Source organism: Thermoanaerobaculia bacterium, assembly GCA_035717485.1.
GTDB lineage: Bacteria > Acidobacteriota > Thermoanaerobaculia > UBA5066 > DATFVB01 > DATFVB01.
In genome coordinates this window covers 1-14563 of record DASTIQ010000076.1, presented here as the reverse complement: position 1 = coordinate 14563, position 14563 = coordinate 1, and the positions used below count along the sequence as shown (strand labels likewise).

General features: G+C 69.3%; 15 protein-coding genes. 6 read left to right on the top strand and 9 right to left on the bottom strand.

Features of this window, described 5'->3' with window-relative positions:
• From VFS34_04115 to VFS34_04100, 4 genes are all read left to right on the top strand, one after another.
• Positions 1–1971, top strand: a 1971-nt coding sequence (locus tag VFS34_04115; GenBank protein HET9793626.1) for a hypothetical protein, incomplete at its 5' end; no start/stop codon positions are given.
• A gap of 44 nt (positions 1972–2015) precedes the next feature.
• The gene (locus VFS34_04110; GenBank protein HET9793625.1) at positions 2016–3200 is read left to right on the top strand and encodes a hypothetical protein; all 1185 of its coding nucleotides are present in this window, start codon (positions 2016–2018) and stop codon (positions 3198–3200) included.
• A gap of 15 nt (positions 3201–3215) precedes the next feature.
• Complete coding sequence (locus VFS34_04105; GenBank protein HET9793624.1) at positions 3216–3740, top strand: hypothetical protein; 525 nt, start codon at positions 3216–3218, stop codon at positions 3738–3740.
• A gap of 20 nt (positions 3741–3760) precedes the next feature.
• A complete protein-coding gene (locus VFS34_04100; GenBank protein ID HET9793623.1) occupies positions 3761–4948 on the top strand; it encodes a hypothetical protein in 1188 nt (395 codons plus the stop codon).
• Positions 4949–5058: 110 nt separating this feature from the next.
• Here VFS34_04100 and VFS34_04095 read toward each other — a convergent pair whose 3' ends face one another.
• From VFS34_04095 to VFS34_04080, 4 genes are read right to left on the bottom strand one after another with little or no spacing between them, the layout of a single operon-like run.
• Entirely contained in the window at positions 5059–5553 is a 495-nt protein-coding gene (locus VFS34_04095; protein ID HET9793622.1) for a DinB family protein, read from the bottom strand.
• Positions 5550–6440: a type II CAAX endopeptidase family protein gene (locus tag VFS34_04090; GenBank protein HET9793621.1), complete on the bottom strand. Its 891-nt coding sequence runs from the start codon at positions 6438–6440 to the stop codon at positions 5550–5552. Before VFS34_04090 ends, VFS34_04095 begins: the two co-directional genes overlap by 4 nt.
• 27 nt (positions 6441–6467) lie before the next feature.
• Positions 6468–7544 carry an aldose 1-epimerase gene (locus tag VFS34_04085; protein ID HET9793620.1) on the bottom strand — a complete coding sequence of 359 codons (1077 nt, stop codon included), beginning with the start codon at positions 7542–7544 and terminating at the stop codon, positions 6468–6470.
• 55 nt (positions 7545–7599) lie between these two features.
• The gene (locus VFS34_04080; GenBank protein HET9793619.1) at positions 7600–8181 is read right to left on the bottom strand and encodes a DNA-3-methyladenine glycosylase I; all 582 of its coding nucleotides are present in this window, start codon (positions 8179–8181) and stop codon (positions 7600–7602) included.
• Positions 8182–8205: 24 nt separating this feature from the next.
• Here VFS34_04080 and VFS34_04075 point away from each other — a divergent pair, with 24 nt between their 5' ends.
• Positions 8206–9081 carry an MBL fold metallo-hydrolase gene (locus VFS34_04075; GenBank protein ID HET9793618.1) on the top strand — a complete coding sequence of 292 codons (876 nt, stop codon included), beginning with the start codon at positions 8206–8208 and terminating at the stop codon, positions 9079–9081.
• Between the two features lie 50 nt (positions 9082–9131).
• Here the strand turns inward: VFS34_04075 and VFS34_04070 are convergent, their stop codons facing one another.
• From VFS34_04070 to VFS34_04055, 4 genes are all read right to left on the bottom strand, one after another.
• Positions 9132–9380: a hypothetical protein gene (locus VFS34_04070; protein HET9793617.1), complete on the bottom strand. Its 249-nt coding sequence runs from the start codon at positions 9378–9380 to the stop codon at positions 9132–9134.
• A gap of 68 nt (positions 9381–9448) precedes the next feature.
• On the bottom strand, positions 9449–11734 hold the full coding sequence (locus tag VFS34_04065) for a transferrin receptor-like dimerization domain-containing protein (GenBank protein HET9793616.1): 2286 nt from the start codon (positions 11732–11734) through the stop codon (positions 9449–9451).
• Between the two features lie 88 nt (positions 11735–11822).
• Positions 11823–12320 carry a GNAT family N-acetyltransferase gene (locus tag VFS34_04060; protein ID HET9793615.1) on the bottom strand — a complete coding sequence of 166 codons (498 nt, stop codon included), beginning with the start codon at positions 12318–12320 and terminating at the stop codon, positions 11823–11825.
• Positions 12317–12778 (bottom strand): SRPBCC family protein, encoded by a 462-nt coding sequence (locus tag VFS34_04055; GenBank protein ID HET9793614.1) that lies wholly within the window; start codon positions 12776–12778, stop codon positions 12317–12319. The genes VFS34_04060 and VFS34_04055 overlap by 4 nt, the downstream gene beginning before the upstream one ends.
• A 247-nt stretch (positions 12779–13025) precedes the next feature.
• On the opposite strand from VFS34_04055, the gene ychF reads away from it, so the two are divergent.
• Complete coding sequence (gene ychF / locus VFS34_04050) at positions 13026–14129, top strand: redox-regulated ATPase YchF (GenBank protein ID HET9793613.1); 1104 nt, start codon at positions 13026–13028, stop codon at positions 14127–14129.
• A 225-nt stretch (positions 14130–14354) separates the two neighbouring features.
• Here the strand turns inward: ychF and VFS34_04045 are convergent.
• Positions 14355–14563, bottom strand: a 209-nt coding sequence (locus VFS34_04045; protein HET9793612.1) for an amino acid transporter, incomplete at its 5' end; no start/stop codon positions are given.

Genomic DNA, 14563 nt, shown 5'->3' with positions numbered 1-14563 from the left:
CCGCGGATCGCCGCGGTCTGGACCGCTCCGGCGTTGCCGGGCGATCTCGTCCTGCTCGTCGACGGGACCGACGTGGTCGGGCTCGCCACCCTCACTCCCGTTTCCATCGATTACGTCGCCTTTTTCCCGCTGGATCCGGGAGCGCACGCGGTCAAACTGGCGATTTCGGGCATGGAAAGATCGTGGAGCTTCACGGTCCGTAAGGGAGCGACCGCGATCGCTCCTCCCCCTTCTTCCGCGCCTTCCGCGGGGCTCCCGCCGTCTCCGGGGGGCGCGGTCCGGCCGGGAACGTGGGGGCTGACCGCGACCGGGATGGGAACGGTCGTCTCGGGAGACCGCCCCGATCAGGCCGACGCAGCCCGGGTCGTCCTCGCCGGACAGGGAGACGTCCGGTCCGGCGGTTTCGAGGGAAAGTACGCCGGCGACGTGTCGGTTCGGCACGACCTGGAGGATCCGCATTCGACCGTGCAGGAGAGCCGGAACTGGATCACGTCCGCTTCGGCCGGCCCCGACGACGCGCTCCGGGTGGAAGCTCGCGCGGGCTATGCGACCCCCGCGTTCGTCGACCAGGCAACGCTGCTGACGACCGGGCTCGCGCGCGGCGCCGTCGAGGGGCGCGTCAAGACGCCCGTCGGGATCGCGTCGGTCTACGAGTCCTTCTCGTCGGCTCCCTCGGGCGCGATTTCCGGGACGACGGGGCCGAGCCAGAAGATCGAGGCGGCGGCTCTCCAGTCGCCTGCCGCTTTTCCCGTGGACCTTCGCGCGGTGGCGATCGAGGCCCGGGACGCCGCGGGCGACCTGACTTCGGGCGGAAAGGGGACGCTCGTGGGCGGGTTCGCGCACGTGAGCTTCGGTGTCGGTCTTTCATTGACGGCAGAGGGCGCTCGGGGACGCTTCGAGCCCAATTCGACCGATGGACCCTCCCGCCGGAGCGACGGCGGCGCCTGGCGCCTGCGCGCCGGCGGCTTCCTCGCAGGAACGATCTACGACTTCTCCTTCCATTCAGCCTCGGAAGGGTTCGTGAATCCGGCCAATCCCGGGCTCACGGCCGCGTCCATCCCGTCGCGCGCGGGCGGCGAGTTCCTCCTCTCGCGGACGTTCGGAAAGCTCTCTCTGGGGACGCAGCTCCGATATGAAAAGGGAACGGCGACGGCCGGCGGTCCGGAAGACGCCTCGGAAAAGGGAGGCATGGTGATGGCGAGCCTCCCTCTCGGGAAGCCCGTCACGTTTTCGCTCCTCGGCTCGCTGACCCGGGACTCCGGGGATTCTTCTCCCGCCTCGCCGTTCCCGAAGCTCGACCGCCGGCAGACCTCGGTGACCGGAACGCTGAGCGAGACCCCGGGAAAGATTGGGCTCTCGGAGAGCTATTCCGACATGCGCCTGACCGACGACGTCGACCCTTCGCTGTCTTCCCGGACGCGGACGGCGCTCGTCTCGGCGACGGGAGCGCTGCTGCCCGATTTCAACCTTTCCGCGCTCATTTCCGGAACGCGCAGCGAATCGGGCCTCGCCGCGGGGCACACCGATCTGTGGCTCGTCGCTCTCCAGCCTGCTCTCGCGATCCGAGCGGTCGACCTGTCGATCGCCCCGTCGGCGTCCTGGAACCGCTCCGACGACAGGGGAAGCGGAACGCGGACCACGAGCGAGCAGTACCGCGCTCTGTTGATCTACGCGCCGCGGCTCCTTCGATCGCTCCTGTCCCTCCAGCTTTCGGGAGAGTGGAACCGGACGCGGGCGTCGTCGCCGGGAATCGAGGCCACGCCGTCGGGCTTCGACCACCGTTATGCCGCCGCGCTGCTCTTGCGATGGGGCGCCGGGCCACTCGGCTCCGCGCCGGCAGTCTCGATGCTTCCCGGGGCGTCCCCCCTGACGGCCCGCGACCGCACCTCCCCGGGAAAGACCCCGGCTCCCTTCGGAAGCGTGAACGCGAACGGAACCGTGCCCCCCGGTTCGGGGGTCCCGTGGTCTTGAAAGGCGCTCGAAACGGGACGCAGGTCCCGAAGGAGGAGGTCCAGATGAGGTTCGCCCGAGACAGGATTCTGCCCGCGATGGTCGCGCTAGCCGCCATGTTCGGCGGGGCCCGCGCGGCGCGCGCCGGGTCGATCACGGCGGTGACGGCGCCGCCCACGGCAGTCGTGGGGCATCCGGTGACCATCACGATCCAGGGGCGCGGCCCCTGCAGCACGATCGCGGTCAACTACAACACGGCGGGAACGACCATCACGACGTACGCGGCGCCGAGCTTTCCCTTCTCGCCGCCGCCGCACACGTACGCGGCGGCCGGAATGAAGACGATCCTCGTGACGGCGACCGGCAACTGCACCGGCCGGGCGACGACGACGATCACGGTCGCCGCCCCCCCGCCCCCGACTCCCAGCACCTCGTTCACCGTCTCGACGTCGCTTTCGGCGTTGTGCGCCCGCATCGGATGCGGCGCGAGCCCCTCGGCTTTCGCCCGGCCCACATTGAACGAAGTGGCGCCGCAAACCGTTCAGCCGGGACAGATGCTGATGATCTCGGGGTCGTTTCTCGGGGCGTCTCCCGGCGTCGTGCGGATCCGGCTTCCCGAGCCGCCGGTCCGGCTCGGAGTCCCGCGCCTCGCCGAGCCTTCCTTCCACGTGGCCAGCTGGACGCCGTTTGCGGTGACCGGCACGCTCGAGGAAGGGATCTCGGGATTTCCCGACGGCGATGCGCAGATCGTGGTGCAGCGGAGCGACAACGTCTTCTCGAACGCCGTCGCGATTCAGTTCGTCGCCGCACGCGAAGTCGTTGCGGTTCCCCGGTCGTACGTGACGGTCTCCGCCTGCGGGGACGACGCGGTCTCGAGAAATTGCCTCGCCTCGAACGACATCCAGGGTACCCGCTACGATTTCGCGACGTTCGGAGCCGCGGCCGAGCCTCTGCTGCCGGCCGACTCCTCGGCGAGCTTCTCGGGATTCCATCAGAACTACTGGGACGACGGCGGGTGCGCGGGCATGGACCAGTACGACATTCGATTGCCGGACGGCTGGATCATCGACTCGTTCTTTCCCGGGGTCCGGTCGACGGTCAACGCGACGTTCCGCTCGACCGCTCCCTTCGCCGGCCGGCGCGTCGGGAGCGTCATCGTGGACTGGGGTCTGACGGGAGGCGACGCGCACATCTTTTACGGCGGATGGTTCTTCGCGGACGGTCCGCGGGGCCTCTCGCTCACTCGATAGAAAGGAGAACCGACGATGAGCCCGATCAAACCGTTTTCCATTCTGATCCTGGCCGGCGTCCTGGCGCTTCCGGCGCGACTCTCCGCGGCCGAGACGGAAATTTCCCTCGACGGCCTCCGCGGGCGGGACGCCGCCGCCAAGATCTCCGCCGCGTCTCCCGGCACGGTCTTCGTTCGTAAGGGCGTTTCCGTGACGCGCGAACAGTTGATCGATGAGGCGCGCAAGATGAACGCGGAGGCGGCGGCGGCGGCGAAGAGCTCCGCGGCCTCCGGGGAGGATGCCCTCCGGAAGGCCACGGCGGAGTTCGAACAGAAACAGAAGGCGGAGCTGGCCGCCACGAACGCGCGCCTGAAGGCCCAGTTCGAGGCCGAAAAGGCGAAGCTGGCTTCCCGCCAGATGTCCGAGAAACGGAAGGACGAGATTCGCACCGAGGCGACCCTCCTGCTCCAGAAGGCGCAAACGGCGAACCCGAAGGAGAAGGAGCAGATCGACAGACGCGCCGCCGAGCTCCTGAAGGAAGTCGCGGGACAGAAGCAATAGCGAGAAAACGGAGGACACCGATGAAAGCGAATCTGTTCCGAGCTCTGGCGTCGGCAACCCTCGCTCTTCTCGTTTCGAGCGCGGCGATCGGAGGATCGATCACGGCCGTCATGGCGCCGTCGACGGCGGTCGTCGGGCATCCGGTGACGATCACGATCCAGGGGCGAGGCCCGTGCTCGGCGATCGCGGTCAACTACAACACGGCGGGGATTGCCGTGACGACCTATTCGACGGCGAGCTTTCCGTTCTCGCCTCCGCCGCACACGTACGTGGCCGCCGGGACCAAGACGGTCCTCGTGACGGCGACCGGAAATTGCACCGGCCGGGCGACGACGACGATCACCGTCACGGCCGCACCGCCACCGCCTCCGCCCCCGACCAGCGGGGGGTTCGTCGTACCGGAGTCCCTCCGCCGCCTGTGCGGAATCGTGCCGTGCGCGGCGACGGCGACCGCGTTCTTGAGGCCCACGCTGAGCGGCTCGCCGTCCGACAGCGTTCAGCCCGGCCAGGTGCTGATGGTTTCGGGGTTTTCCCTTGGAACCTCGCCCGGGTCGATTCGGATGCGGCTGCCGAACGGATCGCCGGCGAACGTGACCGTGACGAGCTGGTCGCCGTTCGCGGTGACCGGAACGCTCGATGACTCCATTACGGGCGTCCGAGACGGCGACGCGCAGGTCATCGTCCAGAGGTCGGACAACGTCCTTTCGAACGCCCTCGCGATCCATTTCCGCGCCCGGCGCGAGGAGACGCTGGTTCCACCGCGATACGTGAGTGTCGTGTCGTGCGCGGACGCGGCGGTCGTGACGCAGTGCGATGCGTCCAACCACGTCTACACGGAACGCATCGATTTCGCGAGGATCTTCGGAGGTTCTCTCCGCCTTCCCGATCAACCCCTGGGAGACGCCGCCTACAGCGGCCGCCACGAGAATTTCTGGGACGATTTTGGCGCGTCGGGTACCGACAGCATCGCCTTCGACCTTCCGGAGGGATTCGCGATCAACGCGACGACGATCGGCGCGGCGAGCGGGAGCGACGCGATCGACAACTCCCGGTTTCACAACGGATCGATCCATACGACGCTGCCCGCGGCGGGAACGCAGCGTGGAACGATCCGGGTGGACTGGCGCATCGGCGGCGGAAGCGGTGCGATCGACTACGACGGGATTCTGCTCGCCGACGGCCCGGCCGGGATCGAATTGCCGCGATGAGTCCGATCCGGCGCCGCCGGCGCAATGCGCGGCGCCGGGTGCGGATACCCATCGAAACGTCCGGTCCCGTTCCGCCGACGAGGTCGCGGACCCCGGGGCGCGGGGAACGGTCAGATGGACCCGGCCGATGCTTTCGACGCCTTCGCTCCCGCCTTCCTGAGGAGCGCCATCTGGCCGGCGTGGTAGAGCGCGTGCTGCACGGCACCGTCGAGCATCGTCAGGATGGTGTAGGAGCGGCCCGCGACCGTTTCCGCGAAGCGGTCGGAGGGAAGGGCGGCGATCTCGGCGGAGAGCTCGTCGGCGGAGGCCGCGAGCTCTTCCTTCGCCGCGATCCACGCGCTCTCCGAAGGCTCGCCGATCGTCGGAAAGTTCTCTGCGTCGGTCGGGTCGATCGGCCTCCTCTCGCGGATCCGGCGCGCGGGAATGCGGTTCCACGCCGCGACGTGGAGCACCAGCTCCCAGATCGAATGGGCGCCCGGGACCGGCTTCGCGGCGGCCGTGGCGGCGTCGACGCCGTCGAGGATCTCGAAGACCGCGGGACCGTGGAACGCGCCGCCCCGGTAGGCGCGCCGGATCTCGCCGAGGAGGCGCTCGTGCTCGCTCATGCGGCGGACGGGACCGACCGGGAACCGGACTCGAGGTCCCGCGGCGGTTTCGTCGCCGCGAGGCACGCTCCGCCCGCGGCGGCCCAGACGGCGAGCGAGATCAGATCTCCCTCGAGATGCGCGCGCGGCGTGGGATAGAGGATTCCGAGGACGAGCCCGCCGTAGATCGCGTTGAGACAGGCGTGGGCGAGGACGGACGGCCAGATGCTTCCGCCGTTGATCGTCAACCAGCCGAAGACGAAGGAGATCGAAATGCACATCAACGGCCAGAGCACCCACGCGCCGAGCCGCGGAAACTCCGGGTAGTTGAACCCGTGGAGCACGAGAGGCGTATGCCAGTGCGCCCAGACCAACCCCAGGAGGGCGAGTCCGCCGGCTTTCCCGAATCGCCCGACGAGCCGCGGCTGGAGCCAGCCCCGCCATCCGATCTCCTCGCCCGCGGTCAGCACGCTCGCCGCGAGCGACAGGGCGACGGCCGTCGCGAGAAAGTTGACGAGAAAGAACGGCAGGGATTGCTCGCCGCGGCCGAGCACGAAGGTGCCGTGCGCGACGGAGACCAGCGTCCCGATGCGCGGGAGGTCGGGGGAGCGTCCGAGCCCCGAGGCCGTGATCGCGAGGAAGGCGACGGCGGCGCCCACCGACGGGAGGAGGATTCCCCAGGCGAGAAACACGGGGCGGGGAAGTCTCCAGGCGATTCGGCGGATTCCCCCGCCCGAGGCGGCCGAGAGAACCAGCGCCGTGACTCCGGGAACCCACATGATGACCGGCGCGAGCGCGCCCATCGCCGGTCCCTCGATTCCGCCGTGCGACAGGACGAAGAATTCGCCCGTGTACGCCAGGGCGAATACGGTCGCGAGGTACACCCCGATCTTGCGGGATTCGCTCATGGAACCGGAACGAAAGATACCACCGGGTCAGAGCGCCGCGCGCAATCCGAACTCAACCTCTCCGCGCCACGTCGCCCCGGGCGGCAGGGCGACGAGCCCCGAGTCGATGCCCCGCGCGGCGAGATTCGCGGCGTCGGTCGTGCAGCTGTACGGCTCGATCGCGACGACGGCTCGATCGGGCGGTGCGTAGAGCACCCATTCCCGGAACCCCGGGCCGGCCGAGACGAAGAGCTCGATTTCGCTCTCCGGGTCGCCGAGCGCGGCCTCCGACCATCCCCGCGCGTCGCGGAGCACACGCGTGAAGACGTCGTCGTAATCGCGGTCGCCGAGCGCACGGGGCTCGCGAAGATCGAATTTTCCGGGATCGTCCCCGGCGGGAAGCACTCTCCCGGTCGGCATCAGGTGTTCGAGCTCCCAGCGCGCGTCGGCGGGAATCCGCACCCGCGACCGCGCGCGACGCTCCCGAGGGATCCCCGGGATCGCGTCCGGGAGGACCGCTCCCGGCAGGATCGCGGCGGGGAACCACGGGTGAAGCCCGAACCCGAGCGGGAGGTCCGTCTCGCCCGTGTTGTGGACGGCCGCCTCGAGATGGAGAAGGCCGTCGCGGAGGCGGTGCGTGACGACGAGCCGGCAGGGGAAAGGGAATTGCGCGGAGACGAGGGAGAACGACTCGGCACGGAACGAACAGGTCACGAAGGCGCCGGCGTCGTTGGCCGCCGCCTGCTCGACGCTCCACGGCTTGTCGTCGACCAGCCCGTGCATCGCCTGCCCGGCTCCCCGGTCCCACCCTTTCGACAGGAGGTCCCGCATCTCGTACGTCTGTCCCTCGAACGTGTAGATCCCGTCGCGCACGCGATTCGGAAAGGCGAAGAGAATCGGAATTCCGCTCGAGAACGGAATCCGCGCGAGCTCCGCGAGCCGTTCCGGCGGAACGATCACGTCGATCGGCAGGCCGTCGGGGACGCCCTCCGGCGTCGTGCGGAACAGGGCCGCGTTGTCGCCGAGCTGGGGAAAGACGTGCGCCTCGGACTTCCGCCCGGCGTCGGTCAGGCGGAAGCCGTGGAACCCGTCGAGCTCGAATTCGGAGACCTCGTAGCGCGCCATGCCGCGGAAGTGAGCAATATGCGTTCCCGGCGGCCTTCGCCGCCCGAGGCGGCGTCTATCGGAGTTTCGCGATCTCCCGATGCCGAAAGCACTCCACCACGTGGTCGTTCACCATGCCCGTGGCCTGCATGAAGGCGTAGCAGATCGTCGGTCCCACGAAGTTGAAGCCGCGACGCCGCAGATCCTTCGACAGCGTCCGCGATTCGTCGGTTTCCGCGGGAACCTGGCCGGCGCGGAAGCGGTTCCGGAAGGGAGAGCCTCCGACGAACTCCCAGAGGTACTCCGCGAACGATCCCCGTTCCTGCCGGATCGCGAGGAACGCCTTCGCGTTCTCGGACGCCGCGGCGATTTTCGCGCGGTTGCGGACGATCCTTTCGTCCTTCATCAGCCGTGTCCGTTCCCGCGCGCCGTAGCGGGCGATTTTCGCCGCATCGAATCCGTCGAACGCCTTCCGGAACGCGTCGCGCTTGCGGAGGATCGTGAGCCACGACAGCCCGGCCTGGAACCCTTCGAGGACGAGGAATTCGAACAGGACACGGTCGTCGCGGACCGGAACGCCCCATTCGACGTCGTGGTAGGCGACGTACAGCGGATCGGTCCCGGCCCAGGGGCAGCGAAGCGGCTCTCGAGCGCCCATCGCCGCGATAGTCTATGTCGTGGCATGAACGCGCTCCGCGAGACCCGTCTGCGCGACAACGTGGTCGTCTGGACGCTCGGCGGCGAGGAGATCGCGACGAGCTACGGCGCCAACTGCACGGGGATCTTCGGTCGCGAGGCGACGCTCCTCGTCGATCCGCTGATCGCGCCGGCGCACGCTCGCCTCGTCGAGACGGCTCTTGCGCGCGCGGACATGGCGCCCGTCCGCTGGGTCGTCCTGACGCACCATCACACCGATCACGCTCTCGGCTCTTCCTGGTTCGCGCGAAGCGGCGCGACGGTCGTCGCCCACGAAGAATGCCGCCGCGGGATGGAAGCCGCCCACCCCGGGCTCATCGACGAGCGCCGGCGCGTCCCCGGACTCGCGGTGCTGTTCGGCGATGCCGAATCCCGGGCGCCCGGCCTGACCTTCGCCGACGCCCTCACGATCGATCTCGGCGGCATCGAGGTCGAGGTGAAGCACCCGGGTCACGGGCACACGCCCGGCGACGCGGTCGTCCGGCTGCCCGCGGAGTCGCTCGTCGTCTGCGGCGATCTCGTCTCGAACGGGTACCACGTCAACTTCGAGGACGCGTCCCTCGACGGGTTCGAGGAAGGCCTCCGGCAGCTCATCGCCTTCGACGCGGCGACGTACGTCCCGGGACACGGGGCGCCCGGCGGAAGAGAGATCGTCGACGCGCAGCTCGCGTACCGGAAGACGGTCGGCCGCCTGGTCGAGGAGGGAAGGGCGGCGAAATCGCCCGCGGATCGGATCGCCGCGTCGATCGCCCGCGCGTTTCCCGGTTATCTCCTGAAGATGGTCCTTCCCGAGACGGTCCGCCGGTTCTCGGAATCGGCCGCGCCCGGGTTGATCGCCCGGCGCCCCCCGCCCACCGTCTGACGAGCAACCGAAAAAGGGGTCCGGCAAGTCCGCGCGAGGCGCGCGACCGACTAGCCCAGGGCCTTCCTCTTTTCTTCGAGATCGGCCCGGGCCGCCTCGAGCGCTTTCCGCCGTTCGGGATTCGTCGTGCGAGACAGCTGTTCGGCGATCCGGGCGAGGGAGAGCTCGATCGCGTGCCGCTCCGCGCGGACCCGCGCATCGGCGCGGCGGGCGGCGTCGGAGGTCGCGGAGCGGTCCTCCCGCGCGGATTCCTTCTCCGCCGGGAGATCCTCTTCGCTTTTTCCCCAGCCGCGGGCCATCGCGCCTCCTCCGACACGATACGCCGTCCGCCGGCGAGTGCAAGTGTTCGCGCGCGCCGGCGGAGAGGTCAGCGGGGGGCGAGCGTCCGGGCGATGTCGGAAACGGCCGCGGCTTCCTTTTCGATCACCCGCGCGACTTCCCCGACTTCCCGGTCGGCCAGCGTCCACTTCTTCTGCTCGACCGCCTCGCGGACGGCGGGCAGCGTCTTGACGCCGTACCCGGTGTAGAAGCCCGGTGCATAGACCTGGTGACGGAACCACGGGCGCCCCGGGAGTCCCGCGTCGGAAAGGAGCGCCCGCTCGGCCACCTTCAGCTTCTCGTTGGCGGCGGCGAGCCGGTCGGGCTTCGCGCCCCCCGCGAGGGCGGAGGTCGCGGCCCGGTCGAACGAGCGGGCGGCCTCCTCGAGCTTGGCCTGCGCGGTCTGGAGCGCGGCGAAACCGATCACCGGAGGAACGGGTTCGGGCCGGGGAGCGACCGTCGGCCGGCGAGGATCGTCGACCGCGGCGAACACGCCCTCCTCGATCTCGCGATTCGTCTCCCGGACGGAGGCGCGCTCCTTCTCGGCTTCGTCCCGGATCTCGCCGATGTACCGGGCGACGGCCCCGGAGAGCGCGTCGAAGTCGAACGGCAGCAGGTCCGCGTCCCCGAGGCGGAGCACCGCCGTCCCCGCGGCCTGCGCGAGCGCGCGGCCGTACACGAAATCGCGGTCGGAGAAGTGCGTGTACCAGTAGAAATCGTCGTAGATCGAATGGTAGATCCCGCCGTCGTCCTCCCCGTTGAAGCCGAGATTGGCCGAAGCGATACCGAGATGATCGACGAAGACGGTGTAATCGGACCCGGAGCCGAGCGCGGAGACCGGGTTCTCCCGCCGGGCGCGCGCCTCGTCCGGAGTCGCGGCGGCGTCGGGGTCCGGCTCGTCGGTGGGCTGGCGGCGCGCCGCCTCGGAAATGGCGTGCCGGCGGAGCCGTTCGGCGATCGAGACCCCGCTCTCCGGATCCCCGACCGACTCGGCGACGCCGTGGAAGAACCGCTGCAGCGAGTGCGACGCGCCGGCGTCCCAGAACCCCCGTCCGTTGGAATCGGAATTGATGTAGACGACCGCCTTCCGGCCGAGCTCGTCGGCATGGGTCTCGGCCCATTCGGTCGAGCCGAGCAGACCCGGCTCCTCGCCGTCCCACGCGCAGTAGACGATCGTCCGCTTCGGCCTCCAGCCCTTCTTCCAGAGGTCGCCGAGCGCCCGCGCTTCCTCGAGCATCGCGGACTGCCCGGAGATCGGGTCCTCCGCTCCGTTGACCCACGCGTCGTAGTGATTTCCGCGGATGATCCAGTCGTCGGGGAACGACGCGCCGCGGAGGGTCGCGACGACGTCGCGGACGGGCTTGACGTCCCAGTGGAACTTCACGCGCAGGTGGACCGTCGCCGCTCCCGGGCCGACGTGGTACGGGAACGGGAGCGCTCCGCGCCATCGCTCGGGCGCCATCGGTCCCTCGAGGCGCCGGAGCATCGGTTCGGCGTCGGCGTACGAGATCGGCAGCACGGGAATCTTCGTCAGCGTCTTCGCCTCGGAGAGCGGGAGCCGCTTTCCGCCGGGCACCGAACCCGTTCCAGGGGTTTCGGGATCGCCGGGATAGAGCGGCATGTCGGCGACGCTTCCGCGCTGGACCCCGTCCGGCGGCCGGAAAGGCCCCTTCGGGAAGACGTCTCCTTCGCGGTATCCGTCCTCGTACGGATCGGAATAGATGATGCATCCGACGGCTCCGTGCTCGGCCGCGACCTTCGGCTTGATGCCGCGCCACGAGTGGCCGTAGCGCGCGATCGCGATCTTTCCCGCGACGCTCACGCCGAGGCGGTCGAGCGCTTCGTAGTCGGCGGGGATCCCGTAGTTGACGTACACGAGCGGCGCCGTGACGTCGCCGTCGATCGAGTAGGCGTTGTAGGTGGGGAGCTGCTCCGATTTCTGATGGCTCGTGGGATCTTCCGGGAGGGCGGGCTCTTCGAGCTTCGCGGTGAACTTCTCGGGCGCGGTCATCTCGAGGAGCCGTTCGGCGGGCGTCGGAAAGAGGACGTCGAACGTTTCGATTTTCGCGTCCCACCCGAAGCTCCGGAAGCGGTCGAGAATCCACTCCGCGTTGATCCGGTCCTGCTCGGAACCGGTATGGTGCGGGTGAGCGGAAAGCGTGCGCATCGTCTCGCGGATCGTCGCGGGGTCGATCGCCGCGCGGAAGGCGTCTTCCCGCGCGCTCTGCGCGGCCACCGACGACGCGAGAAAGCCGCGGATTTCCGACTTCTCGTCGGCGCGGGCGGCGGCGGCGAGGACGAGCGCGGCGGCGAGGACGGCAGGGAGTCGCTTCATCGGTCCTCCAAAAGTTCGACGGGAGCATACAGGAGGGCCGACCGGGCGACGGAGGGACGCGCCCGTCCCGCGCGATGGGCGTTCCGCGTCAGCTCGTCCCCGCGACCGTGCTGCGACGCTCGAGCAGGACGACGTCGCGCCAGCGGCCGTTCATCTTTCCGAGGCGTTCGCGCCGGCCGACCTCCCGGAATCCGCACGCCTTCTGGAGCGCGATGCTCGCAGTGTTCTCGGGAAAGGTTCCCGACTGCAGCGTCCAGATCCCGGCGCCCTCGGCATCGGCGATCGCCGCGTCGAGGAGCGCCCGTCCGACGCCGTGTCCGCGGGCGGAGGCGGCGACGTACACGCTGACCTCGGCAACGCCCGCGTAGACGCAGCGCCCCGAAACGGGCGACAGGGCGATCCATCCGGCGATCTCGCCGTCGAGCCGCGCGACGAGGCGGCCGATCGCCAGGTGCGCGGCGTTCCAGGCGTCCCACGACGGGGCGCTCGCCTCGAACGTGGCGTTCCCGGTCGCGATCCCCTCGCCGTAGATCTCCCGGACGCGCTCCCAGTCGTCCGGGTGGAGCGGAGAGATCTCGGCGCTCATGCTTTTCCCTCGAGGAGCCGCCGCAGCCCCCGTTCGCCGTCCCGCATCACCGCGTCGTGGTTCCAGACGAACAGCGGCCGGGCGAGCGGGGCGAGGAGGCGCATCCAGAGCTTCGTCGCGCGCACGTTCCAGTCGTAACGGACGGCGGTGCCGCCGCTCTCGGGCGCGAGCCGCCACCGCCCCGTCCCTTCGAGCTCGCCGGTGGCCACCCCCTCGAGCGTCGTCGGCGCCTCGACACGCGTCGTTTTCATCTGGAACGAGAGGGAGTACGGAAGGCGTCCCCGCCAGGTGAAGCGCCGCACCTCGCCGACTCCGGACGCATCGCCCGGCGAAACCTTCTCGACGGCCGCGACCGAGCGCCACCACGAGGGCCAGCGCTCGGCCTGCCGGATCGTCTCCCACACCCGTTCGATCGGGGCGTCGAACCACCACTGGGTGATGAAGGCGTAATCGGCCATCGAAGGCGGGAATTATCGCCGACGAAAAACCCCGATGACAAAACGGCTCTTACCGGATCGGTTCGCTGGTCGAGCAACTTTCCCCGGGGAATCGCTGTCGGTGGGTTCCACGGACGAGGCGCGGCGAGCCGCGAGCCCGACGGGATACGGTCGTCCGCGACTTCCCGGGGCGTACCCGGCGGCGTTCGTTGAGCCCGTCCGGCTCGACGTATCGCCGCGCGGGAAAACGGGGTATCTTCCCGGCCTCATGCTGCGCGCCGGTATCGTGGGCCTGCCGAACGTCGGGAAATCGACGCTCTTCAACGCGTTGACGAAGACGCGCAAGGCCGAGGCCGCGAACTACCCGTTCTGCACGATCGATCCGAACGTCGGCGTCGTGACCGTGCCCGACGATCGCCTGGTCCCGCTCGCGAAAATCGTCAAGACCGAGGTTCTGATTCCGGCGACCGTCGAGTTCGTCGACATCGCCGGTCTCGTCGCGGGAGCGTCGAAAGGGGAAGGCCTCGGCAACAAGTTCCTCTCGCACATCCGCGAGGTCGACGCGATCGTCGAGGTCGTGCGCTGCTTCGAGGACAAGGACATCATCCACGTCTCCGGCCGGATCGATCCGGTGGCCGACATCGAGACGATCACCACCGAGCTCGTCCTCGCCGATCTCGAGACCGTCGCCAAGGCGCTCGACAAGGCCGAGCGGCTCGCGAAGGGGAACAACAAGGAAGCGAAGGCGGAAGCGGAGCTCGCGCGGCGCGTGCAGGCCCATCTCGACGCCGGCCGCCCGGCGATCGAGCTCGACCTCACCGACGAGGAGACGGAGATCGCTCGGCGCTGGTTCCTCCTGTCGATGAAGCCGACGCTGTTCGCCTGCAACGTGGCCGAAAGCGACCTCACGAACGCGGAGAAGCTTCCCGCGGTCCAGGCGGTGATGAAGTTCGCCGAGCAGCACGCCGGCAGCGAGGCGATCGTGATCTCCGCGCAGATCGAAGCCGAGCTCGCCGAGCTTTCGGACGCGGAAGCCGCCGAGTACCTGAAGTCGCTCGGCGTCCTCGAGTCGGGGGTCGGCCGCCTGATCCGGGCGACGTACCACCTCCTCGGGCTCCGCACGTTCCTGACGGCGGGGGAGAAGGAAGTCCGGGCCTGGACGATCCATCAGGGGGACACGGCGCCGAAAGCGGCGGGCGTCATCCACTCCGACTTCGAGCGAGGCTTCATCCGCGCCGAGACGGTCGGCTACGAAGAGCTGGTCGCGGCCGGGTCCATGCCGGCGGCGCGCGAGAAGGGCCTCGTCCGGCAGGAGGGGAAGGAGTACGTCGTCAGAGACGGCGACGTGATGCTGTTCAAATTCAATGTGTGAGCCGGCGCTCACACTTCGAACTCGCTTGCGCGGCGATCGGCGATGAGCTCGCGCGAACTGCATCGGCCGGTCGATGCCAATAGGATCGCGCCGAAGCATTAGCGAAGGCGGAGACGGGCGCGCTCGCCCCGCCCGCGGCCTTGACGCACGCTGCCGGTACGTTCTTTGTCGGTGCGAGCGAAGCGAAGCAATCTCCAGGTCTGGACCGAAAGTCCGGTGGGCCCGTTACAACGATGCCCCGCCGGGACGCTTCCGCCGCATCCAATAATACACGGGAATCCCGGTCACCATGATCGCGAGGCCGGCGAGCGTCTCCTTGGGCTGCGCCGCGATCGTCGCGACCGCGACGGCGAGCGAGCTCCCGATGAAAAGCGCGGGAGTCCAGGGGTATCCCCAGCAGCGATAGGGGCGCACGGCGTCCGGGCGCCTGCGCC

Coding starts and splice junctions, on each gene's coding strand:
- VFS34_04110 (HET9793625.1), top strand. CDS start 2,016: ATGAGGTTCGCCCGAGACAGGATTCTGCCCGCGATGGTCGCGCTAGCC.
- VFS34_04105 (HET9793624.1), top strand. CDS start 3,216: ATGAGCCCGATCAAACCGTTTTCCATTCTGATCCTGGCCGGCGTCCTG.
- VFS34_04100 (HET9793623.1), top strand. CDS start 3,761: ATGAAAGCGAATCTGTTCCGAGCTCTGGCGTCGGCAACCCTCGCTCTT.
- VFS34_04095 (HET9793622.1), bottom strand. CDS start 5,553: ATGAGCGAGCACGAGCGCCTCCTCGGCGAGATCCGGCGCGCCTACCGG.
- VFS34_04090 (HET9793621.1), bottom strand. CDS start 6,440: ATGAGCGAATCCCGCAAGATCGGGGTGTACCTCGCGACCGTATTCGCC.
- VFS34_04085 (HET9793620.1), bottom strand. CDS start 7,544: ATGGCGCGCTACGAGGTCTCCGAATTCGAGCTCGACGGGTTCCACGGC.
- VFS34_04080 (HET9793619.1), bottom strand. CDS start 8,181: ATGGGCGCTCGAGAGCCGCTTCGCTGCCCCTGGGCCGGGACCGATCCG.
- VFS34_04075 (HET9793618.1), top strand. CDS start 8,206: ATGAACGCGCTCCGCGAGACCCGTCTGCGCGACAACGTGGTCGTCTGG.
- VFS34_04070 (HET9793617.1), bottom strand. CDS start 9,380: ATGGCCCGCGGCTGGGGAAAAAGCGAAGAGGATCTCCCGGCGGAGAAG.
- VFS34_04065 (HET9793616.1), bottom strand. CDS start 11,734: ATGAAGCGACTCCCTGCCGTCCTCGCCGCCGCGCTCGTCCTCGCCGCC.
- VFS34_04060 (HET9793615.1), bottom strand. CDS start 12,320: ATGAGCGCCGAGATCTCTCCGCTCCACCCGGACGACTGGGAGCGCGTC.
- VFS34_04055 (HET9793614.1), bottom strand. CDS start 12,778: ATGGCCGATTACGCCTTCATCACCCAGTGGTGGTTCGACGCCCCGATC.
- ychF (HET9793613.1), top strand. CDS start 13,026: ATGCTGCGCGCCGGTATCGTGGGCCTGCCGAACGTCGGGAAATCGACG.